This window comes from Actinomadura vinacea, from assembly GCF_039532545.1.
Taxonomy (GTDB): Bacteria; Actinomycetota; Actinomycetes; order Streptosporangiales; family Streptosporangiaceae; genus Spirillospora; species Spirillospora vinacea.
In genome coordinates this window covers 317086-337953 of sequence record NZ_BAAARW010000012.1, presented here as the reverse complement: position 1 = coordinate 337953, position 20868 = coordinate 317086, and the positions used below count along the sequence as shown (strand labels likewise).

Below are 20868 nucleotides of genomic sequence, written 5' to 3'. Positions count from 1 at the left end.
TGTCTCGCCCGCTCCCGTCCGACAGGATGGGCACCATGGATCTGGTCGATCGCTGGGTCGCGCTGGCCGGCCCGCAGACGCGCCGCATAGGGACCGAACTCGACGCGCGCTACGGCGAGGGGCACCGCCGCTACCACACGCGCGAGCACCTGGCCGCCGTCCTCGACCTGGTGGACGAGCTGGCCGCGCACGCCCTGCTCGCCGAACGCGACGCCGACACCGTGCGGCTGGCCGCCTGGTTCCACGACGCCGTGTACGAGCCCGAGCGCGCCGACAACGAGGAGCGCAGCGCCCGTCTGGCGGGCAGGATGCTCGCCGACACCGATCTGGCCGAGGACGTCGTCGCCGAGGTCGTCCGGCTGGTGGAGCTGACCGTGACGCACGCGCCCGCCGCGGACGACCGCAACGGCCAAGTGCTGTGCGACGCCGACCTGGCGATCCTCGGCTCCGAGCCCGAACGGTACGCCGCCTATGCCGTCGCCGTACGGGAGGAGTACGCGTTCGTCCCAGAGGATCTCTTCCGGGTGGGACGCGCCGAGGTGCTCGGCGGGCTGCTGGCGCTGCCCGCGCTCTTCCACACCCCTCTGGCCCGTGAACGTTTCGAGGCACGCGCCCGCCGCAACATCGAGACCGAGCTGATGCTGCTCAAGGCCGTCCCACCCTCCTAGGTCGTTTTCTCTGGGGGGCACACCGGTCACGCCTGAGCGCGCGCGAACTTGCGGCGGCGCAGCCCGGCGCGGGTCAGCCGGCTAAGGAGCTCCTGGCAGCCGACCTCCTCCGCCCCAAGGGTGACCGCCGCGCCGTAGAGTTCGGAAGGCACGTCGTAGTGGTCGCGCTCGAACGCCCGTGGGGGCAACCCGAGGTCGGCCGCGAACGCGTGCAACTCCTGGAACGACTCGTCGCTGACCATGTGCGACCACACGCGCCCGCGTGCGGGCCACAGGGGCGGGTCAATCAGGATCACGGGCCCTCCCGACGCTCGTTCGCCTGCCCATGTCCTATGCCGCGCCGACGCCTTCCGCAAGTCGGCCACATCTGCTCAAGGAGAGTGCGTGGACGTTACCGAGTACATCGGGGCGAGCAAGGAACGGTTCTTCGCCGACCTCAAGGAGTGGCTGGCGATCCCCTCCATCTCGGGGGACCCTGCCTACCATCCGGACGTCCTACGCTCGGCCGAATGGCTGGCCGGCCACCTACGCGACACGGGATTCCCCACAGTCGAGGTGTGGGAGACCCAAGGGCTGCCCGCCGTTTTCGCCGAATGGCCCGCCGCCGACCCGGACGCGCCGGCGGTCGTCGTCTACGGCCATCACGACGTGCAGCCTGTGGAGCCACTGGACGAGTGGGAGACCGACCCGTTCACCCCCTACGAGAAGGGCGACCGGCTGATCGGGCGCGGCACGTCCGACGACAAGGGGCAGGTGTTCTTCCACACCCTTGGCATCCGGGCAGGGCTCGCGGCCTCCGGCGCCACCGCGCCGCCCGTCACCATCAAGCTGTTGGTGGAGGGCGAGGAGGAATCGGGCTCGGTGCACTTCGCCGAACTGCTGCGCACGCACCGCGACCGGCTGTCCTGCGACGCCATCGTCATCAGCGACACGACGATGTGGTCGCAGGACGTCCCCTCCATGTGCACCGGCATGCGCGGCCTCATCGAGGTCGAGGTGGCGCTGTACGGCCCGGAGAGCGACCTGCACTCGGGATCGTTCGGCGGGGCCGTCCCCAACCCCCTGCACGCGATGGCCACGCTCCTGGCATCCCTGCACGACGCCGACGGCCGCGTCACCCTGCCCGGCTTCTACGACGACGTCGTCCCGCTGACCGAGGAAGAGCGCGAACTGTTCGCGCGCCTCCCCTTCGATGAGGCCGAGTGGCTCCGCACGGCGGGCAACAGCCAGGCGCCGCACGGGGAGAAGGGCTACACCACCCTGGAGCGGATCTGGGCACGCCCAACGGCTGAGATCAACGGCATGTGGGGCGGGCACACCGGCCCCGGGCGCAAGACCATCGTCCCCCGCGAAGCGCACGCCAAGATCTCGTTCCGGCTGGTGGCCGGGCAGGACCCGCACAAGACGCAGGACGCGTTCCGTACCTGGGTCCAGCAGAACACCCCGCCCGGCGTACGCGCCGAGGTCGTCATTCCCGGCGGCGGCGTGCGGCCCTGCTTCTCGCCGATCCGCTCGGCGGGCGTACAGGCGGCCAAGCGCGCCATGGAGCGGGCGTTCGGCAAGGAGGTGCTGTTCACCCGGGAGGGCGGCAGCGGTCCGGAAGCCGATCTCGCGGACATATTGGGAGCCCCGCTGGTGTTTCTAGCGGTGGGCCTCAACAGCGACCGCATCCACGCCCCCAACGAGAAGGTCGAGATGCCCTTGCTTCTCAAAGGCGCCGAAGCGGTCGCCTATCTGTGGCAAGAGCTCGCGACAGCGCTGCGATCGGCATGATGGGAGGTCAGGCCGTACACGAGGAGGTTCGTTGACTGACACGAAGACCGAGGCGCCCACCGAGTCGATGCTCGAATGGCTGGCGCTCGCACGCGGCACCCTGGACAGGGTCGCCGAACGCCGCCGCGACAAGGAATGGGTCGGGGCGGCCTGGGCCGATCCGCGCACGCGCGTGTTCACGATCGAGGGCGGACGCGCACTCGTCTCCTACGATCCGGGCCCCGGGCTGGTCTTCACGTCACCCGGCCAGGCCCCGGAGGGGGAGCGCTACCTCCTCGGCGTGGACGACGAGGGGGTCGCCTACTTCGCCGTACGGGGAGAGCTGCCCGCCATAGAGGGGGCGGAGCGAGCAGGGCTCAGGCGAGTCGGGGCGCTGCTGGGCGACCAGGACTCGGGCCTGCTCACCCACGCGGTCGCATTGGAGCACTGGCACGCGACCAACCGGCACTGCCCGCGTTGTGGCGCGCCAACCGAACTCACCGCCGCCGGCCACGTGCGCGTGTGCCCGGCCGACAAGTCCGAGCACTTCCCCCGGGTCGACCCGGCCGTCATCATGCTCGTCCGGGACGACGCCGACCGCGTCCTGCTGGCCCGCGGGCCCAGCTGGCCCGAGGACCGCCGGTCGATCCTCGCCGGATTCGTCGAACCGGGCGAATCGCTGGAGCAGGCCGTCGCCCGCGAAGTGCGGGAGGAGGTCGGCCTGGAGGTCGGCGACATCCGCTACCTGGGCAGCCAGCCGTGGCCCCTTCCGCAGAGCCTGATGCTGGGCTTCTTCGCCCGCGCGGAGGGCGTCCAGGAGCTGCGGCCCGATCCGGAAGAGATTCTGGACGCCGCCTGGTACACCCGCGACGAGCTGAAGGAGGCCATCGAGAGCGGCCGGATCGTTTCGCCCGGCCCGCTCTCCATAGCCGCACAGCTCATCCTGCGCTGGTACGGAGGCCCGCTCCCGGAAATGCCCCCGTTCTGAACGATGCTCAGACGCCGAGGAGGCGCTTGACCTCCTTGGCGCTGGGGTTGACCAGCACGTGCCGGCCTGCGTCAGGCGTGTCTACGACCACCGTCGGCACCGTCTGGTTGCCGCCGTTGACGCTCATCACGAACTCCGCCGCCGCGGGGTCGCGCTCGATGTCGACCTCGACCATCTCGATGCCGTCCCGGGCGAGCTGGTTCTTGAGCCGCCTGCAGAAGCCGCACCAGGTCGTGGTGTACATGGTGAGCGGGCCCGTGGGCGCGTCCGCCCGGTCCGCGGTGGGCGTGGCCATCGGCGCGTCGTCTCCCTCTGTGGCTGGTTTGTACGGATTTCGAACGATTGCGTCAACAGTCGTCCGCGGTCGAGCATTCCGGTGAAGGAGGTTATCCACAGATGCGGCGCGGTGCGGATTCGGTCCCCCGCTGCTGCCAGGATGGGGGCATGGAGGCTGAGGGCGTACTGGCGGGGCTCGACCCCGAGCAGCGGGCGGTGGCCGAGGCGGCGCAGGGTCCGGTGTGCGTGCTGGCCGGTGCCGGCACCGGCAAGACCAGGGCCATCACGCACCGGATCGCGTACGCGGCGCTGACCGGCAAGGTCGCCCCGCAGCGGGTGCTGGCCGTGACGTTCACCACCCGGGCGGCCGGCGAGCTGCGCGCGCGGCTCCGGCAGCTGGGCGCGCCCGGCGTGCAGGCCCGCACCTTCCACGCCGCGGCGCTGCGCCAGCTGACCTACTTCTGGCCGCGGGTGATCGGCGGCCAGCCGCCCAAGATCATCGAATCCAAGATCGCGCTGGTCGCGGACGCCGTCCGAGCCTGCCGGCTGGCCTTCGGCCGCACCGAGCTGCGCGACATCGCCGGCGAGATCGAATGGGCCAAGGTCACCCAGCACCGCCCGGAGGACTACGCCGGCGCGGTCGCCACCGCCTCCCGCAAGCTGCCCACCGACGTGGCCGAGGTCGCCCGCGTCTACGACATGTACGAGACGCTGCGCCGCGAGCGCAACCTGCTCGACTTCGAGAGCATGCTGGAGCTGACCGCCGCGGTGCTCACCGAGCACCGCGAGGTCGCCGCCCAGGTCCGCGAGCAGTACCGGTCCTTCGTCGTCGACGAGTTCCAGGACGTCAACCCGCTGCAGAAGATGCTCCTCGACACCTGGCTCGGCGACCGCGACGACCTGTGCGTGGTCGGCGACCCCAACCAGACGATCTACTCCTTCACCGGCGCCAGCCCGTCCTACCTGCTCGACTTCACCCGCCAGTTCCCGGACGCCAAGGTGGTGAAGCTGGTCCGCGACTACCGCTCCACCCCGCAGGTCGTGCGGCTGGCCAACGGCGTCATCGACCGGGCGCGCGGCGACGCCGCCCGCCGGCACCGGCTCGAGCTGGTCGCGCAGCGCGCCGACGGCCCCGACCCGGTCTTCAACGAGTACGACGACGAGATCGCCGAGGCCGACGACATCGCGCGCCGCGCCCGCAAGCTGATCGAGGAGGGCGTCCCGGCCCGCGAGATCGCGGTGCTCTACCGGATCAACGCCCAGTCCGAGGGCTACGAGTCGGCCCTGGCCGCCGCCGGCGTCCCCTACGTGCTGCGCGGCGCCGAGCGGTTCTTCGAACGGCCCGAGGTCCGCGAGGCGGTGATCCGGCTGCGCGGCGCCGCCCGCGCCGGGGCCGACGCCGAGACCGACGGCACCGGCCTGATCGCGACCGTCCGGCACGTGCTGTCGGGCGCCGGCTTCTCCGACCGCCCGCCCGAGGGCTCGGGCGCGGTCCGCACCCGCTGGGAGTCGCTGGCCGCACTGGCCCAGCTCGCCGAGGACATCGCCGCCGACGACCCGCGCGCCGGGCTGCCGGAGTTCGTCGCCGAACTGGAGGAGCGCGCCGCCGCCCAGCACGCCCCGCCGCTGGAGGGCGTCACCCTCGCCTCCCTGCACGCCGCCAAGGGCCTGGAGTGGGACGCGGTCTTCCTCGTGGGCCTGGTCGAGGGCACCCTTCCGATCATCTACGCGGAGACCGACGAGCAGGTCGAGGAGGAGCGCCGCCTGCTCTACGTGGGCATCACCCGCGCCCGCGAGCACCTGGCCCTGTCCTGGGCCCTGTCACGCTCCCCGGGCGGCGCCCGGCGCCGCAGCCCGTCCCGGTTCCTGGACGGCCTCACCTCCAAGGCCATGACCCCGACCCCGGCCCGGGTCGAACGCGGCGGGCGCCGCGTCGCCAAGGGCCCCCAGCCCTGCCGGGTCTGCGGCCGCCCCCTGACGGCCGCCATCGAACGCAAGCTGGGCCGCTGCGAGGACTGCCCCGCCGAGCTCAACGAGGAGCTGCTGCTGGCCCTCAAGGACTGGCGCTCCCGCACGGCGGCCGACCAGAAGATCCCCGCCTACGTCGTCTTCACCGACGCCACCCTCCAGGCCATCGCCGAACGCGACCCCGAATCCCTGGAAGAGCTCGCCAAGATCCCAGGCGTGGGCAAGGTCAAACTAGACAAATACGCCGAAGCGGTACTCGGCCTCCGCAACGACACCGTCTCCTGACCGACGGCCACGACCGGACGAAGAACGCCGGCCCGCGGTCGGTAGGGCCACAGGTCTGCCGTCCGGCGCGCGCGGAGCGGCACGGAGGTGTCTCACAGCCGTCAATGTCGCCGGACGCCCGCGCCGCGCGCGTCCCCTGAGGCAAGGCCCCCGGCGTCCCTTAAGAGGGACGCGGCCGGGCTCCGACCGTTGGGCTGGCTTGATAGGGGTCGGGTGCTGGTGTTGCGTAGTGGGGTGGGGGAGAGGCTGGTCAAAGGGAATTGTTTGGGACAATCGGCGGTGTGAAAGCTTCCCTGAAGGCACTGCTGGAGCTGCTCGACCTTGAGCAGATCGAGAACGACATCTTTCGCGGCCGCAGCCCCGAGGAACGCCGCCAGCGTGTCTTCGGCGGCCAAGTGGCCGGGCAGGCACTGGTGGCCGCCGGGCGGACCGTTCCGGTGAACCGGCCCGTCCACTCGCTGCACGCCTACTTCATCCGGCCCGGCGACCCGCTCGTGCCGATCGTGTACACCGTCGACCGGGTGCGGGACGGGCGGTCGTTCACCACCCGACGGGTGCTGGCGGTGCAGCACGGGAAGGCGATCTTCAGCCTCTCGGCGTCGTTCCAGATCGTCGAGGACGGGCCCGCCCACCAGGCGGCCATGCCCGACGCGCCCGACCCCGAGACGCTGCCGGACGCACTGGAGCGGCTCACCCCGCTGTTCGGAGAGCGCGGCGCGGTGGAGTTCGTCGAGGGGCGGCCCTTCGACGTCCGGCATGCCACGCCTCTCTCGTGGGAGGCGGCAAAGGACCCGGCGCTGCGGACACCCGAGTCGAAGGTGTGGCTCAAAGTGGACGGGGAACTGCCCGACGACCCGATGCTGCACGTGTGCCTGATGACCTACGCGTCCGACATGACACTCCTCGACACCGTGCTGCTCAACCACGGGCTCGCCTGGGGCGACCAGCGGACGATGGGAGCCAGCCTCGACCACGCCATGTGGTTCCACCAGCCGTTCCGCGCCGACGACTGGCTGCTCTACTACCAGGACACCCCGTTCGCCGGCGGTGCCCGCGGTCTCGCCCGGGGGCAGGTCTTCACCCGTGACGGCGACCTGGTCGTGTCGGTCATGCAGGAGGGACTCATCCGGACGACGAAACCCCCGTCGCGGTCCTAGGGTGCGGCGTCCAGGCACGCACCTCGCCGCGTTGTCGTCGGTCGACAGCCGCCTTGCGATGCACGCACCTGGACACCGAGACACGCCCTGGTAATCCCGCGCGATGAGTTCGATCAAGCGCTTTAGCAGGGGTGGCCAGGCCGAGAAGACCAGGTAGTCGCGGGAGCCCAGTGGCCAGGCGATGGTTCTCTCGATCACCCATAGCGGCTCCTAGGGCCTGTCTCGAAGTGGCCTCAGATACCGCGCGAGCGCGCTACCTGGCCGGTGATGCGATGCCGGAGGCGAGCTTTACCGGCCAGATCGCGGAGCGATGTCGCGCTCGCCCAGGCTCGGTCAGGGTGCGAGCCGCCAGGCGAGTGCCCTGGGCCGGGGCTGCAAAAAACACAGCCCAGCAGCCGGCGCTTGCGAGGCGGCGAAGGGTGTTGCAGGATCTTGCGCCAGGCGGGGTAGGTCAGCCTGAGGGGCGCGATGGCTTCCGAAACCGCAATGGAGCCCAAAACCGCCCTTAGACGGTGAAAACGGGGCTGCGGTTCCCCGTGAGGCCGGTGAAGTGACCCACAAAACCGCAGGTCAAAAATAGCTTGATTGATTTACGGAAGTCCCCGTACTCTCGTACGCGAGCGATCAGACGGCCCGCCGGTGGATCTTGGATCCGGTGGACGGGCCCCGAGGAGCCAGAGAGGTGGTGTGCGGTCCGGTGAACAGCATGTTGAACAAATCAGCGCAGTCCTGGACGCGCGCATGCCCGCTCGGCACTTCGACGAGAAGCGGCGGCGGCATAGCGTCCGTCGTCCGCCCGTGGCGCGCTCCGCAAACCGTGAGCCCGGAGGCTCTGCAGTCCGCGCGCCCGGAGGCTCTGCGGTCCGTGTGCACGGAGCATGGCGGTTCCGCGGTGCTGCGCGGCGGAGCCATCCGCGGTTCCGCGCGGTTCGAGGCCGGCGTGTTCGGCCCGCTACTGCGCGATCTGCGTGACGAGCAGCGAGTCCAGGATGAGCAGGGGCGGAGTGTCTTCGGCCTCGAAGACACCAACCCCAGTGCTCCGGCCACGGCCTACGTGGAAGCCATTTCCATGAAGGGTGGCTCGGGTCCGCACCCCTGGAGGCGACCGGTCTAGAAAACACCGGCAAGCCCCCAGGCCGCGGATCCAGACACCGGATCCGCGGCCTTCTTATTTGCCCGGAAAACCGACACACCCGTTGCGAACCAACGAGAGGAAACAAGGGTGACTGTGATGCAGGGGGCTCTCGCAGTAAGCGAGGAGGACCTCACTCTTCCGTGCCGGACCGACCCGGAGCTGTTCTTCGCCGAGGCTCCCGCCGACGTCGAGCTCGCCAAGGCCCTGTGCCTGGAGTGCCCGCTCCGCAAGGAGTGCCTCGCCGGCGCCCTCGAGCGCAAGGAGCCCTGGGGCGTGTGGGGCGGCGAGCTGTTCGTCCGCGGTGTGATCGTCCCGCGCAAGCGGCCCCGCGGCCGTCCGCGCAAGAACCCGCTCCCGGACGAAGTGACCGTGTGAGCCACATGACCACCGTTCCGACCTTCGACCGTGCGGAGACCGGGGGCACGGTCCCCGAACAGGGGCCGTGCCCCCGGGCCACCGGGGAGAACAAGATGAACTTGCTCAGCCATGACCTGTCCCGGGAACGAATACCCGGCGCCGAGGTGGAGCTGGCACAGCGCGTGCGCGCCCTGCGGCGCGCGCGCCGGGACGCCAGGACGCGGACCGCCCGCGTCCGGCGCGCCCTGCTGGCGCCCACCCGGGCCGGTGACCCGTACGTGTCCCGGCCCGTGCGCAAGACCGGGCACGAATAGGCGAAGCCCGTCCGGTGGCAGGCCGCCGTCCGCTCTTCTTGGATGGTTTGGCGGACGGCCGCCTCCCGGCCGGGCATCCGGGGGCGTGCCCGGCGACCCCCTCGCCGGGCACGCACGAAAAGCGGGGCCTCGCGCGTCTCATCAACGCGCGGGGCCCCGCTCGACGTGTCAGCCCGCGAGTTCGTCGTCGGAGTCGGCGGCGGTGAGCTCGGCCTCGTCGGCGAAGCCGGAGATCCAGCGCAGCGACTCGGCGCGGGCCGGGATCTCGCATTCGAGCTGGCACAGCACGCCGGTGCCGGCCGACAGCACGCGGTGCACGATCACGTACTCGGGCGGCAGGTTGAGCTGCCGGACGACGTTGGTCGGCCGCAGGTCGGTGACGCGGGCGGCCATGTCGCGCAGCCATTCGCGGTTGAACTTGAAGGTCTCGGTGACGAACGGCTCGGTGATCGGGGCGAGGAACGCCTGGAGGGACTCGGCGTCGATGTCCACGCCCTCCCGGATGAAGTCCTCCCGGCGCAGCGCGTCCTCGATCCGGTCGATCTCGGCCATGGTGCCGATGCGCAGCAGCCGGCCCATCCGGTGCTGGAAGTCCTCGGGGATGCGGTCGACGGCGCCGAAGTCGAGCACGCCGAGCCGGCCGTCGGCCATGACCCGGAAGTTGCCCGGGTGCGGGTCGCCGTGCAGCAGGCCGGACCGCTTGGGCCCCGACAGCAGGAAGCGGCAGTACAGCAGGGCGGCGTGGTCGCGCTCGTCCTGGTCCCCGGAGCTGATGATCTGGGACAGCGGGGTGCCGTCGATCCACTCGGTGACCAGCACGTCGCCGGCCTGGGCGATCACCTCGGGGATGTAGAAGTCGGGGTCGTCGGCCGGGTAGGCGGCGCGGACCGCGGTCTGCGAGGCCGCCTCGATGGTGTAGTCGAGCTCCTCGGCGACCCGTTCCTTCAGTTCGGCCAGCATCGACTTGACGTCGAGGCCGGGCATCAGCACGGAGAACAGCTTGGCCAGCCGGGACAGCTGGTTGAAGTCGCTGATCAGGGCCTTGCCGGCGCCGGGGTACTGGACCTTGACCGCGACCTTGCGGCCGTCCTTCCACACGCCGCGGTGCACCTGGCCGATCGAGGCGGCGGCGGCCGGATCGTCGTCGAACGACTCGAACCGGTCGCGCCAGTCGTCGCCGAGCCCCTCCGCCAGGACCTTGTGGACGGCGGCGGCCGGCAGCGGCGGCGCGGCCTCCTGGAGTTTGGTCAGGGTGGCCCGGTACGGGCCGGCGATCTCGGGCGGCAGCGCGGCCTCGAAGATCGACAGCATCTGGCCGAGCTTCATCGCCCCGCCCTTGAGCTCGCCGAGCACCTTGAACAGCTGCTCGGCGGTGCGCTGCTGGATCTCCATGGCGACGGCCTCGGCGGGTCGTCCGAAGGTGCGTTTCCCAACGCCCAGCGCGGTGCGCCCGGCGAAGCCGATCGGGAGGGACGCCAGCTTTGCGGACCGCGTCACCGCGCGGCGGGGAAGATCGCTCACGTGCACCATTGTCGGTGATCGAGTCCGGTTTGCGCCACAACGATAAGGGCATAAGAACGGGTCCTCATTTTGTCGTAAGACGGTGACCTGCGATAAAGTGGTAAGTGTGCGCTTTCTCACGCGGTACCGGATCTGTGGTATGCGCACGCGCGTGATGGGAGACCGCCGATCCGCATGATCGGGCCGCGCGATAGCGTGCGGCCATGCCCGATGAGCTGCTCCTGGAACGCCGTTCCGACGGCGTCGCCGTCCTCACCCTGAACGACCCGGACCGCCGCAACGCCATGTCCGACGAGATGACCGCGGCCTGGAAGGAGGCCATCGCCGGGCTGCGCGCCGACCGCGGGCTGCGCTGCGCGGTCGTCACCGGCGCCGGCACCGCGTTCACCTCGGGCGGCGCCCTGCCCTGGCTCGCCGACACCAACGCGATCGCCGTCCCGGCGCTGCGCGACCGGATGCTGGAGTTCTACCGCACCTGGCTGACGATCCGCGCGCTGGAGGTGCCGACCATCGCGGCGATCAACGGCCACGCCGTCGGCGCCGGCCTCGCGCTCGCGCTGGCCTGCGACCTGCGGTACGCGGCGGCCGACGCCAAGCTGACGGTGCCGTTCACCGCGCTCGGCCTGCACCCGGGCATGGCCACCACCTGGCTGCTCCCGGAGGTGGCCGGACTGCCGCTGGCCCGCGAGATGCTGTTCACCGGACGCGCCGTCACCGGCTCGCAGGCCGAGGCGTACGGGCTGGTCAACCGGGCCGTCCCGCGCGAGCTGGTGCTCCAGGAGGCGCTCGGGGCCGCCGCGCGGATCGCCGAGCAGGCCCCGATCGCGACCCGGCTGACCAAGGTCGCGCTGTCGAACGGCGGCCACCCCGACATGGAGTCGGCGCTGCGCTGGGAGTCCCTCGCGCAGCCGGTCACGATGGCGTCCAAGGACATGGTGGAGGGGCTGGCGGCCCAGCGGGAGAAGCGCCGCCCGACCTTCACCGGCGAATAGCCCGAGATCAGATCCTGATCGGGCCGGGCGGCTCGTCCGGCCCGGTGCCGACCGCGGCGAGTCTGGCCCGCGCCCGGCTCTTGACCAGCCGCGCCACGGCCATCGACACCAGTATCGGCGCGACGATCTCCGTCGCCCGGACCAGTGCGCCCTCCGGCAGCCCGTACCGGCGGGCCGCCTTGCGCGCCACCGGACGCAGCGCCCGGCCCGCCGCGCCCCCGGCCACCCCGCCTGCGACGGCGCCGCCCACGCGCGCCCCCAGGGAACGGGGAGGCGTGCCGAGACGAGTGCCGTCCGGACTCTCCAAGATCTCCGGCGCCGTCTCCGCCCCGGTCCCGCTGGCCTGCCGCCGTGCATGCCGTCCCAGCCTGATCACCCTGCTCTCCGCTCGTTCCGGTCACCGCCGCCCCCCGTCCTACCCGGCATGACGCCGATCAAGCGGAGCCGGGCGACGGACGAACGGGTTTAGGACCTGTCTCGAAGTGCCTCAGGCACCGCGCGAGCGCGCTACCTGGCCGGTGAGGCGATGCCGGAGGCGAGCCTCGCCGGGCAGATCGCGTAGCGATGTCGCGCTCGACCAGGCTCGGTCAGGGTGCGAGCCGCTAGGCGAGTGCCCTGGGCCGGGACCGCGGAAACACAGCTTGGTGTGGAAACCATCCGGAGACACTGTGGAAACATTTGGGGACGCTCGAAAACGGTCCGGCTGACCTGCGCAAACTCCCAACACCCCCTGTGGAGGAAGCAAATTTTTAGGTACGGTTCTGGGGTGCCCCCTAACGTAGAGGTCCGCCGCAGTAACCGCCGTCGGCGGACGGTGTCCGCATACCGCGATGGGGACAAGGTCGTGGTGATGCTGCCCTCCCGGCTCAGCAAGGCCGAGGAGGAGCAGTGGATCGCGACCATCCTCGAACGGCTCGAGGAGCGCGAGCGTCGCCGCCGCCCCTCCGACGCCGACCTGGAGGTGCGGGCCCGCGAGCTGTCCCGGCGCCATCTCGGCGGGCGCGCCGTTCCGGTGAGCGTGCGGTGGGTGGGCAACCAGCGGACCCGCTGGGGGTCCTGCACGCCCGACGACGGCACCATCCGGCTCTCGACCCGGCTGCGCGGGATGCCGTCCTGGGTGGTCGACTACGTACTGGTCCACGAGCTGGCGCACCTGCTCGTCCCCGGCCACGGCGCGGACTTCTGGAAGCTCGTCGGCAACTACCCCAAGGCCGAGCGGGCGCGCGGCTACCTGGAAGGCGTGGCGGCCGCCGCCCATCTCCCGATGGAGGGCGACGGCACGGCCGACGACGAGCTCCCGCCCGAATGCCACCACGGGGTCGCCGGGTGAGCCCTGGCTCAGCCCCGCCCGCGGCCCCCCGCCGCTACGCCGGCGTCCTGTCCGTACGACGTCCCGGCGAGGTCGCCGAGCCGCCGAGCCCGCCGGGGGTCGACCCCGAGGAGTTCCGCCTCGCCCTCCTAGAGGACACCTACGAGGTCGCCGCGGGCCTCGAACTGGTCATGCCGGCGCTCGTGCTCGACCCGCCCGCCCAGCCCGCCGCCGAGTCGATCACCTGGCCCGGCACCGCGGTCGTGCGGGAGCGGGGCCTGGCCGCCGCGTTCGCCGCGCTGCACGCCCTGGGCGCCGACGAGGCCGTGCTGCTCGCCCCCGACGCCCCCGACCTCCCGCCGCTGCTGATCGGCAAGCTCTTCCGCGCCCTCGGCAACGCCCCCGCCGCCGCCTGCCAGGCCGAAGGCCCGCGGAACCGGCCGGGACGCGGGACTTCGGCCGGGCTGGTCGCGCTGGCCGCCCGCCTGCCGCTGCCCGCATGGCTCGCCGCCGCCCTCGACGGCGTCGATCTCGACACGGCCGACGCGCTGGCCCGGCTGCGCGCCGCCGCGCCCCGTCCCGGGCTCGTCCCGCAGGGGCCCGGCTGGCACCGGCTCCGCACGCCCGCCGACGTGCGGCTCCTGGACCCCGGCCTGGAAGGCTGGGAGAACACCCGCGCCATCCTCGAAGGCCGTCCGCTGCCGGACCTGCCGGAAGTGCCCCCGCTCAACCCGTGACGAGCCGGGACGCCGCTCCGACCAGGCGGCGGACGACGTCGTCGGTCGGCTCGGGCAGGCCGTCCAGCGGGAACCAGCGCAGATCCGCCGACTCCGCGCTGATCGTGTGCCGGGCGCCGGGCGGGGCCAGCGCCACGAACTGCACGTCGAGATGCCAGGACCCCTCCGGATGGCAGCGCACCGCGTGCCGGTCGAGCCGGGCCGGGCCGGGCAGCGGCCGCAGCCCCTCGATCCCGGACTCCTCGGTCGCCTCCCGCAGCGCCGCGCCCGCCAGCGTCGCGTCCCCCGGCTCGCAGTGGCCGCCCAGTTGCAACCAGGCCCCGATCTTGCGGTGCAGGGTCAGCAGGACGCGGGCACGGGAGTCGTCGAGGACGATCGTGCTGGCCGTGACGTGCCCGGCGACGCACTCCCGGAGCGTGCCGTCCGGATGCTCGGCCAGATGGCGCAGGAACTCACGGCGCACCGCGTCCTGCGCCTCGTCGGGCGCCCGCCACCCGTCCAGCACCCGCACGGCGTCCGCGTGCGGGCCGCGCCCGCCCCCGGCCGGCTCCGTCATACGCGGCGGCCGACCCGCGGATACAGCGAGTTGGCCGGGTGCCGGCGCCGACGTTCCTGATCACGCGGCCGCTGCCAGCACAGCCCGGCGCCCGCCATCAGCCTTCTGAGCTGCGCGGACGCGGTCGCCGGCTCGAACCGGCAGCCGGGCACGCGCGAGAAGCCCACCCGCGACCTCACGTGCGGGGCTCCGGGCCGTCACCGGGCTCGCCGCCCTCGCCGCCGTCCTGCTCGTCCTTCTCCTCGCCCTTCTCGCCGACCTCACCGGTGAGCGCGGAGATGTCCAGGTCGGACAGGCCCTCGATCTCGTTCTTGCCGTGCACGAACCCCTCGGGGTCGTCCAGATCCTCGGCGGTCGGCAGCAGGTCGGGGTGCTCCCAGACCGCGTCGCGGCCCTGCACGCCGCGGTGCTCGGTGAGCCCCCGCCACAGCGCGCCCGCCTCGCGCAGCCGGCGCGGCCGCAACTCCAGCCCCACCAGTGTGGCGAACGTCCGCTCCGCCGGGCCGCCGGTGGCGCGGCGCCGCCGCACCGCCTCGGCCAGCTTCACCGAGCCGGGCAGCCGGTCGCCGGCGACCTGGTTGACCACGGTGTCGACCCAGCCCTCGACCAGCGCCAGGGTGGTCTCCAGCCGGGTCAGCGCGGCCTTCTGCTGCGGGGTCTCCTCCGGCGTCAGCTGCAGTTCGCCGCCCAGCGCCTGCTGGATCGCCTCCGGATTGCTCAGGTCGAGGCCCTGCACGGCCTGCTCGATGCCCGACAGGTCGACCGTGATGCCGCGCGCGTAGTCCTCCACCGCGCCCATCAGATGGGCGCGCAGCCACGGCACGTGCGCGAACAGCCGCTGGTGCGCGGCCTCGCGCAGCGCCAGGTAGAGCCGGACCTCGTCCTCGGAGACCTCCAGACCCTCACCGAACGCCGCCACCCCGGAGGGCAGCAGCGCGCCCACACCGTCGGGCGCCAGCGGCAGCCCCACATCGGCGGACCCGACCACCTCGCGGGCCAGCGCGCCCAGCGCCTGTCCCGCCTGGCCGCCCACCATCGCGCCCGCCATCTGCTTGACCATGCCGATCAGCGGACCGGCCATCGCCTGCATGTCGGCCGGGATCTCGCCGGAGCCCAGCGCGCCGCCCATGGACTCGACCATGCGGGCCGCGATCGGATCGCACACCTTGGACCAGACCGGCAGCGTCTGCTCGATCCACTCCGACCGGCTCCACGCCTGCGGGGTGCGGATCCCGGCGGGCAGCGTCGTGCCCTCGTCCAGCCACAGATCGGCCAGCCGCAGCGCCTCCTGGACCTGCCGCCGCTCGGCGTCCACCACCGACGGGTCGCCCTGCTCGGCGACCGAGTGGCGGGCGATGTTCTTGGCGAGATCCCAGTTCAGCGGGCCGCCACCGGCGCCCGGGGCGCCCTGGCTGCCGATCATGTCGGCGAAGCGGTGCAGCATGTCGGCGAACTGCGTCATGTCGCCGCCCATGGCCTTGAATGGATCCTGGGGCTTGTCGTCGTCACCCTCGCCGTTGCCGGGACGGTTGAAGCCGAACGGAGTGTCACTCATCGGTTTGCCCCTGGGATGCATGATGGGCTCATATCCGCAACGTTAGCCGGTCCTGGCGAAGTCGCGTACACAAGGAAGGGGGCACCTCCGTGGCAACGGGCAAGGTTCGCCCTGGGCGTATAAAGGGTCCGGTCGTCGCCGTCACCGGCGCGGCCACCGGAGCGGGCCGGCTGCTGGCCGCCCGGCTGGCCGGGCACGAGGCGATCCGCAAGGTCGTGGCGATCGACGACCAGCGCGGCGACGTACCGAACGTGACCTGGCGGGTGACCGACATCCGCGACCCCCTGCTGTCCAACCGGCTCTCCGACGTGGACGTGATCGTCAACCTCGACATCCGCCCCTCGCCCGAACTGGACCCGCGCGAGCGCCGCACCCACAACGTGCGCGGCGCCCAGACGGTGGTCACCGCGGCCGCGGCGGCCCGGGTGCGCCGGGTGGTGCTGGTCACCAGCGCCATGGTGTACGGCGCGGGCCCCGGCAACGAGATCCCGCTCGCCGAGGACGCGCCGCTGCTGGCCGAGGCCAACGCCAGCATCGCCGGCGACTACGTGGAGATCGAGGAACTGGCCGCCGGTGCCGCGCTGACCCATCCGGGCCTCGAGGTCACGGTCGTACGGCCGGCCGCCCTGGTGGGCCCCGGCATCGACACCGTGATCACCCGGCACTTCGAGGCGCCGCGGCTGCTGTCGGTCAAGGGCAGCACCCCCGGCTGGCAGTTCTGCCACATCGAGGACCTCGCCGCCGCGCTCGAAGTGGTCGTCGTCGAGGGCCTGACCGGCCCGATCGGCGTCGGCTGCGAGGGCTGGCTGGGCCAGGACGAGGTCGGCGAGATCACCGGCAAGCGCAGTTTCGAGCTGCCCGCCGCGGTCACCTTCGGCATGGCGCAGCGGCTGCACCGGCTCGGCATGACCCCGGCGCCCGCCACCGACCTGCACTACGTCGCCTACCCGTGGGTCGTCGACTGCGCCCGGCTCCGCACCGCCGGGTGGAAGCCCGCCTACGACAACGCCACCGCGCTGCGCGTCCTGATGGAGGAGAGCGCGGGCCGGCACGCCGTCGTCGGCCGCCGCGTCGGCGGCAAGGAGGCCACCATGGCCACCGCGGCGGGCGCCACCGTCGCCGCGATCGGCGCGGCCGCCGCCATCCGCCGCGCCCGCAAACGCCGCCGCTGACCACAGGTACGAAGGAGGGCCGTGCGGCTATGCCGCACGGCCCTCCTTCGGGTCAGGGGTCGGCTCAGTCCTGGTTCGGTGATCCGGACGGGGACGGCGACGGGGAACCCGACGGGGACGGGCTCGGGTTCGGGTTCGCCGGACGCCCCCCGGACTGCTGGGCCGCGGCCAGGGCGTCCCGCGCCTTCTTGATCCGGTCCCAGGCCTTGCCCATCTCCGTGTAGTTCAGCTCCTTCTGCGCCTTCTCGTAGTCGGCGACGGCGGCCTCGAGTTCGTCGATCGCCTGCTGTGCCTGCTGGGTCAGCTGCGGTGTGCCGCCCTGCTGCTGCCCCGGCTGGGCGTCGGACGGCGGCGGGGCCGCCGCGACACCGCCCAGCAGCTGCTCCAGCGCCTCGTCCATGTTGTTCCCCGAGGCGATCTTGTCGCCGAACCGGACCAGCACCTTGCCCAGCAGCGGATACGGCTGCTGCTCGGCCGTGCCCGCCGCCATGGCGTACATCGGCTCCACGTACAGCACCCCGTTGCCGAACGGGATCGTGAGCATGTTGCCCGCCACCGTCCGGGTGCCGCCCTGCCGCAACGCGAACAGCTCGTTCTTGACCTTCGGATCGGTCTCGAAGGAGTTCTGCACCTGCCCGGGGCCCTGCGCCGTCGAGTTCCGCGGCAGCTGCAGGATCTGGATCTGCCCGTAGTTGCGGCCCGGCGTCGAGCCGATCGACATGAACGCCGCCAGGTTCGGGTTCTCCCTCGGGTTGAACACCGTCGTCAGCGAGAAGTCGGCGCCGTCACTGCCCGGCATCCGCAGGCTCTGGTAGTACGGCGGCTGCCGCTTGCCCTTGAAACCAGGGTCCTCCGGCACCTCCCAGAAGCCCTCGCCGTTGTAGAACGCCGCGGCGTCGGTCACGTGGTACTTCGTGAGGATCTGCCGCTGCACCTTGAACAGGTCCTGCGGGTAGCGGAAATGGCTCTCCAGCTGCGGCGGGATCGTGTTGCGCGGTTGCACCGTGCCCTTGAAAACCTTCATCCAGGTCTTGGCGATCGGGTCCTTCTCGTCCCACTGGTAGAGGCGGACCGTGCCGTCGTAGGCGTCCACCGTCGCCTTCACCGAGTTGCGCATGTAGTTGATCCGGTCGTTGGCCTGCCGGGCCACCGCCGAGCGCGTGTCGGTGACGGTGTCGCGGGTCGCGTCCCCGAGGCTGGTCTGCTCCGAGTACGGGTAGGCGCCGGAGGTGGTGTAGCCGTCCAGGATCCACAGGATGCGGCCGTTCACCACGGCCGGGTACGGGTCGCCGTCCAGGGTGAGCCAGGGCGCGGCGCGCTGCACCATCTCGCGCGGCTGCCGGTTGTAGAGGATCTTGGCGTTCTTGTTGACCGCGCCCGACAGCAGGAGGTTCTTCTCCTGGAACTTGGTCGCGAACAGCAGCTTGTTGAAGAACGAGTCGATCGGGACGCCGCCGCGCCCCTGATAGGTGGTGTTCCGCTGCCCGGCCGCGCTGTTGTCGGGGTAGTCCAGCTCCTGCTGGCCCCGGCCGCCCACCACCGAGTAGCCCGGAGACCGCTCACCGAAGTAGATCTGCGGCCGGTCGACCTTGATCTGCGAGTTCGGCGCCTGCGGCATGTCCTTGGTCAGGAAGTCGGGGTAGCCGCCGTTGGCGAACTGCTCGCCCTGGGCCGACACGAACCCGTACCCGTGCGTGTAGACCATCCGGTCCTTGACCCAGCTGCGCTGCCCGGCCGGAGCGCCCGACAGCTCGCGCAGCGCCACGATCGCGTCCACGTTCCGGTCGCCCACCCGGTAGCGGTCGACGTCCAGCGTGTCGGGGAACCGGTAGAACGGGCGGATCCGCTGGAGCTGCTGGAACGTCTCGCCCACGACGTTCGGGTCGAGCAGCCGCACCCCGCCGAGCTGCTCGGCCTCCGACTGCAGCTTCTTGGGATCGGCCTCGGGACGCGCGCCGTACTCGGTGGTGACCTTGGTGCCGTCCACCCCGTACGCCCGGCGGGTGAACTCGATGTTGCGCTCGATGTACTGGCGCTCCTTGGCCAGCTCGTCCGGCTTCACCTGGAACTGCTGGATCAGCAGCGGGTAGACGCCGCCGACCAGCATCGCCGACAGCACCAGCAGCGTGAAACCCACGCCCGGCAGCATCATCCCGCGCCGCACGATGTTGCTGAAGAACAGCGCCGCGCAGATCACCGCGATGACCGCGAGGATCGTCTTGGCCGGCAGCAGCGCGTTGATATCGGTGTACGAGGCGCCCGTCGTCGCGCCGCGTTCGGAATGCACCAGGCCGTACCGGTCGAACCAGTACGCCACCGCCTTCATCAGCACGAACAGCCCGACCAGCACCGACAGGTGCGCCCGCGCCGGCGGGCTGGCCTTGTCACCGGGGCCCTGCAGGCGCAACCCGCCGTACAGGTAGTGGACCATCAGCGCGGCCAGGATCGAAAGGATCACCATCGCGAACAGCAGCCCCAGCACCAGCCGCAGGAACGGATAGGTGAAGACGTAGAACGACACGTCCTTGTGGAACTGCGGATCCTTCACACCGAACGGCGTGCTGTTGAGGAAGGCCAGGAGCATCGGCCACTGCCTGCCCACCGACGAGCCCGTCAGCAGCGCCAGCAGCCCCAGCAGCCCGCCCGCGATCAGCTTGCGGCGCGGATCCACGACCGCGCGGTACCGCTCCAGCCCCTGCTGCTCCACCGACAGCGGACGGTACGCCGGCCGCAACCGGTACGCGATCACCATGTTGGCGCCCACCAGCAGCGCCATCAGCGCGCCCGACCCGACGAACAGCAGCACCATGGCCCACAGCCCGGTCGAGTAGACCGACGAGAAACCGATCGAGCGGTACCAGAGGAGATTCGTCCAGAACGAGGTGAACAGCATGAAGGCGCCCAGCAGCACGGCCAGTACCACCAGGACCGGTAGCACCAGCCGGCTCCGGCCGCTCCCGAGCCGGCGCCCGAATGAGGGGGTCCGGAAGGTCAAGGGGCTCTCCGTTCAAAAGGTCGTGCCCACCGGCGGCCCGCCGGTGCTGTCTATGCAACTTACCGAGTAGACGGGGGGTTCCCGCATTTCCTCCCGCCGATTGGGGGAAAGATGGGCCCGTGAGTCTTCTGGAAGAAGTCGTACAGGACCTGGAACGCCACACCGCGCAGGAGGGCTGGGACACCGCCCCGCGCCTCTACGCCCTGGTGGAGAGCGCCGAACTGCGCCGCGCGGAACCGGAACTGGCCGACCAACTCGGCCTCAGCGCCGACACCGACACCCTCGCCGCCCTGGAACAGCCCGCCCTCCCCGAACAGGCCGCCGTCGAGGACGCCCTCGCCACCATCGCCTGGCCGGACGGGGTCGCCGGGTGCGCGCTCGTCCTCGAACGCGTCGTGCTCCCCCCGGAGGCCGAGGAGGAGATCCCCGAGGACGAGACCGAAGCCTTCGAATGGGCCGCCAAGCACCCCGCCCGCGAGGACGTCCGCATGATCGTCGGCGTGCTGCGGGACGGCACCCGGCACGCCGCGCTCCGGCTCCGCCGCCACGACGTCGACGACGAGGTGCTGCTCGGACCCGACCTCGTCCCCGGCCTCGCCGACGCCCTCGCCGCCACCTTCGAACCCGACGAACCCGACGTGTCGCCCGCCGGGTAGCCTGCGGACGTGAACCAGGACAGCGGGCAGGAAGCCATCAAACTGATCGGCGTCCGCGAGACGCCGCTGTCGATCGACGAGGTGTTCGCCGCCGTCGGCCACCCCGGCGCCGGCGGCGTCGCCCTCTTCGTCGGCACCGTCCGCGACAGCGACCACGCGCGCGCCGTCAGCCGCCTCTCCTACAGCGCCCACCCCACCGTCGAACGGGAACTGCGCGCCGTCATGGAGAAGGTCGCCGCCGACTTCCCCGTCAAGGCCCTCGCCGCCGTCCACCGCGTCGGTGACCTGGAGATCGGCGACCTCGCCGTCGTCGTCGCCGCGTCCTGCCCGCACCGCGCCGAGGCGTTCGCCGCCTGCCGCCGCCTCATCGACGACCTCAAGGCCCAGGTGCCCATCTGGAAGCACCAGCGGTTCGCCGACGGCGGCGACGAGTGGGTCGGGGCCTGCTGAACCCCCAAGCCCGCATAGAGTTTCC

At 71.6% G+C, this 20868-nt stretch carries 21 protein-coding genes; 13 read left to right on the top strand and 8 right to left on the bottom strand.

What is annotated here, in order from left to right:
* Positions 1 to 35: 35 nt before the first annotated feature.
* Complete coding sequence (locus tag ABD340_RS16865; protein ID WP_344589912.1) at positions 36 to 668, top strand: HD domain-containing protein; 633 nt, start codon at positions 36 to 38, stop codon at positions 666 to 668.
* 26 nt (positions 669 to 694) lie between these two features.
* Here ABD340_RS16865 and ABD340_RS16860 read toward each other — a convergent pair whose 3' ends face one another.
* Complete coding sequence (locus tag ABD340_RS16860) at positions 695 to 964, bottom strand: DUF4031 domain-containing protein (RefSeq protein WP_344589911.1); 270 nt, start codon at positions 962 to 964, stop codon at positions 695 to 697.
* A gap of 88 nt (positions 965 to 1052) precedes the next feature.
* On the opposite strand from ABD340_RS16860, the gene ABD340_RS16855 reads away from it, so the two are divergent.
* Positions 1053 to 2441: a dipeptidase gene (locus ABD340_RS16855; RefSeq protein ID WP_344589910.1), complete on the top strand. Its 1389-nt coding sequence runs from the start codon at positions 1053 to 1055 to the stop codon at positions 2439 to 2441.
* A gap of 67 nt (positions 2442 to 2508) precedes the next feature.
* Positions 2509 to 3408, top strand: a complete 900-nt coding sequence (gene nudC / locus ABD340_RS16850; protein WP_344590706.1) for an NAD(+) diphosphatase — start codon at positions 2509 to 2511, stop codon at positions 3406 to 3408.
* Positions 3409 to 3415: 7 nt separating this feature from the next.
* On the opposite strand, the gene ABD340_RS16845 is transcribed toward nudC, so the two are convergent.
* Entirely contained in the window at positions 3416 to 3703 is a 288-nt protein-coding gene (locus ABD340_RS16845) for a mycoredoxin (RefSeq protein ID WP_344589909.1), read from the bottom strand.
* A 149-nt stretch (positions 3704 to 3852) separates the two neighbouring features.
* Between ABD340_RS16845 and ABD340_RS16840 the strand changes: the two genes are divergently transcribed.
* The 4 genes from ABD340_RS16840 to ABD340_RS16825 all read left to right on the top strand — a co-directional run bounded on the left by ABD340_RS16840 (position 3853) and on the right by ABD340_RS16825 (position 8900).
* Complete coding sequence (locus ABD340_RS16840; protein ID WP_344589908.1) at positions 3853 to 5937, top strand: ATP-dependent DNA helicase UvrD2; 2085 nt, start codon at positions 3853 to 3855, stop codon at positions 5935 to 5937.
* Between the two features lie 281 nt (positions 5938 to 6218).
* Positions 6219 to 7094 carry an acyl-CoA thioesterase II gene (gene tesB, locus ABD340_RS16835; RefSeq protein ID WP_344589907.1) on the top strand — a complete coding sequence of 292 codons (876 nt, stop codon included), beginning with the start codon at positions 6219 to 6221 and terminating at the stop codon, positions 7092 to 7094.
* 1231 nt (positions 7095 to 8325) lie between these two features.
* Positions 8326 to 8604: a WhiB family transcriptional regulator gene (locus ABD340_RS16830; RefSeq protein ID WP_344590704.1), complete on the top strand. Its 279-nt coding sequence runs from the start codon at positions 8326 to 8328 to the stop codon at positions 8602 to 8604.
* A gap of 5 nt (positions 8605 to 8609) precedes the next feature.
* The gene (locus ABD340_RS16825) at positions 8610 to 8900 is read left to right on the top strand and encodes a hypothetical protein (protein ID WP_344589906.1); all 291 of its coding nucleotides are present in this window, start codon (positions 8610 to 8612) and stop codon (positions 8898 to 8900) included.
* A 168-nt stretch (positions 8901 to 9068) separates the two neighbouring features.
* On the opposite strand, the gene ABD340_RS16820 is transcribed toward ABD340_RS16825, so the two are convergent.
* On the bottom strand, positions 9069 to 10421 hold the full coding sequence (locus tag ABD340_RS16820) for an ABC1 kinase family protein (RefSeq protein ID WP_344589905.1): 1353 nt from the start codon (positions 10419 to 10421) through the stop codon (positions 9069 to 9071).
* 203 nt (positions 10422 to 10624) lie between these two features.
* On the opposite strand from ABD340_RS16820, the gene ABD340_RS16815 reads away from it, so the two are divergent.
* A complete protein-coding gene (locus ABD340_RS16815; RefSeq protein WP_344589904.1) occupies positions 10625 to 11413 on the top strand; it encodes an enoyl-CoA hydratase/isomerase family protein in 789 nt (262 codons plus the stop codon).
* 7 nt (positions 11414 to 11420) lie between these two features.
* Here ABD340_RS16815 and ABD340_RS16810 read toward each other — a convergent pair whose 3' ends face one another.
* Entirely contained in the window at positions 11421 to 11789 is a 369-nt protein-coding gene (locus ABD340_RS16810; RefSeq protein ID WP_344589903.1) for a hypothetical protein, read from the bottom strand.
* A gap of 216 nt (positions 11790 to 12005) precedes the next feature.
* Between ABD340_RS16810 and ABD340_RS16805 the strand changes: the two genes are divergently transcribed.
* Both ABD340_RS16805 and ABD340_RS16800 read left to right on the top strand, forming a co-directional pair.
* On the top strand, positions 12006 to 12743 hold the full coding sequence (locus ABD340_RS16805) for a M48 metallopeptidase family protein (protein WP_344589902.1): 738 nt from the start codon (positions 12006 to 12008) through the stop codon (positions 12741 to 12743).
* A complete protein-coding gene (locus ABD340_RS16800; protein WP_344589901.1) occupies positions 12740 to 13459 on the top strand; it encodes a hypothetical protein in 720 nt (239 codons plus the stop codon). Before ABD340_RS16805 ends, ABD340_RS16800 begins: the two co-directional genes overlap by 4 nt.
* Here ABD340_RS16800 and ABD340_RS16795 read toward each other — a convergent pair.
* The 3 genes from ABD340_RS16795 to ABD340_RS16785 are packed head-to-tail and all read right to left on the bottom strand — an operon-like array spanning position 13449 to position 15570.
* On the bottom strand, positions 13449 to 14015 hold the full coding sequence (locus ABD340_RS16795; RefSeq protein WP_344589900.1) for an NUDIX hydrolase: 567 nt from the start codon (positions 14013 to 14015) through the stop codon (positions 13449 to 13451). The genes ABD340_RS16800 and ABD340_RS16795 overlap by 11 nt on opposite strands.
* Positions 14012 to 14194 (bottom strand): hypothetical protein, encoded by a 183-nt coding sequence (locus tag ABD340_RS16790; protein ID WP_344589899.1) that lies wholly within the window; start codon positions 14192 to 14194, stop codon positions 14012 to 14014. The genes ABD340_RS16795 and ABD340_RS16790 overlap by 4 nt, the downstream gene beginning before the upstream one ends.
* On the bottom strand, positions 14191 to 15570 hold the full coding sequence (locus ABD340_RS16785) for a zinc-dependent metalloprotease (RefSeq protein ID WP_344589898.1): 1380 nt from the start codon (positions 15568 to 15570) through the stop codon (positions 14191 to 14193). Before ABD340_RS16785 ends, ABD340_RS16790 begins: the two co-directional genes overlap by 4 nt.
* 89 nt (positions 15571 to 15659) lie before the next feature.
* Between ABD340_RS16785 and ABD340_RS16780 the strand changes: the two genes are divergently transcribed.
* Complete coding sequence (locus ABD340_RS16780) at positions 15660 to 16742, top strand: NAD-dependent epimerase/dehydratase family protein (protein ID WP_344589897.1); 1083 nt, start codon at positions 15660 to 15662, stop codon at positions 16740 to 16742.
* Between the two features lie 64 nt (positions 16743 to 16806).
* On the opposite strand, the gene ABD340_RS16775 is transcribed toward ABD340_RS16780, so the two are convergent.
* Complete coding sequence (locus tag ABD340_RS16775; protein WP_344589896.1) at positions 16807 to 19737, bottom strand: UPF0182 family membrane protein; 2931 nt, start codon at positions 19735 to 19737, stop codon at positions 16807 to 16809.
* A gap of 119 nt (positions 19738 to 19856) precedes the next feature.
* Between ABD340_RS16775 and ABD340_RS16770 the strand changes: the two genes are divergently transcribed.
* Both ABD340_RS16770 and ABD340_RS16765 read left to right on the top strand, forming a co-directional pair.
* Complete coding sequence (locus ABD340_RS16770) at positions 19857 to 20393, top strand: PPA1309 family protein (protein WP_344589895.1); 537 nt, start codon at positions 19857 to 19859, stop codon at positions 20391 to 20393.
* Positions 20394 to 20402: 9 nt separating this feature from the next.
* Entirely contained in the window at positions 20403 to 20843 is a 441-nt protein-coding gene (locus tag ABD340_RS16765) for a molybdenum cofactor biosynthesis protein MoaE (RefSeq protein ID WP_344589894.1), read from the top strand.
* Positions 20844 to 20868: the final 25 nt, after the last annotated feature.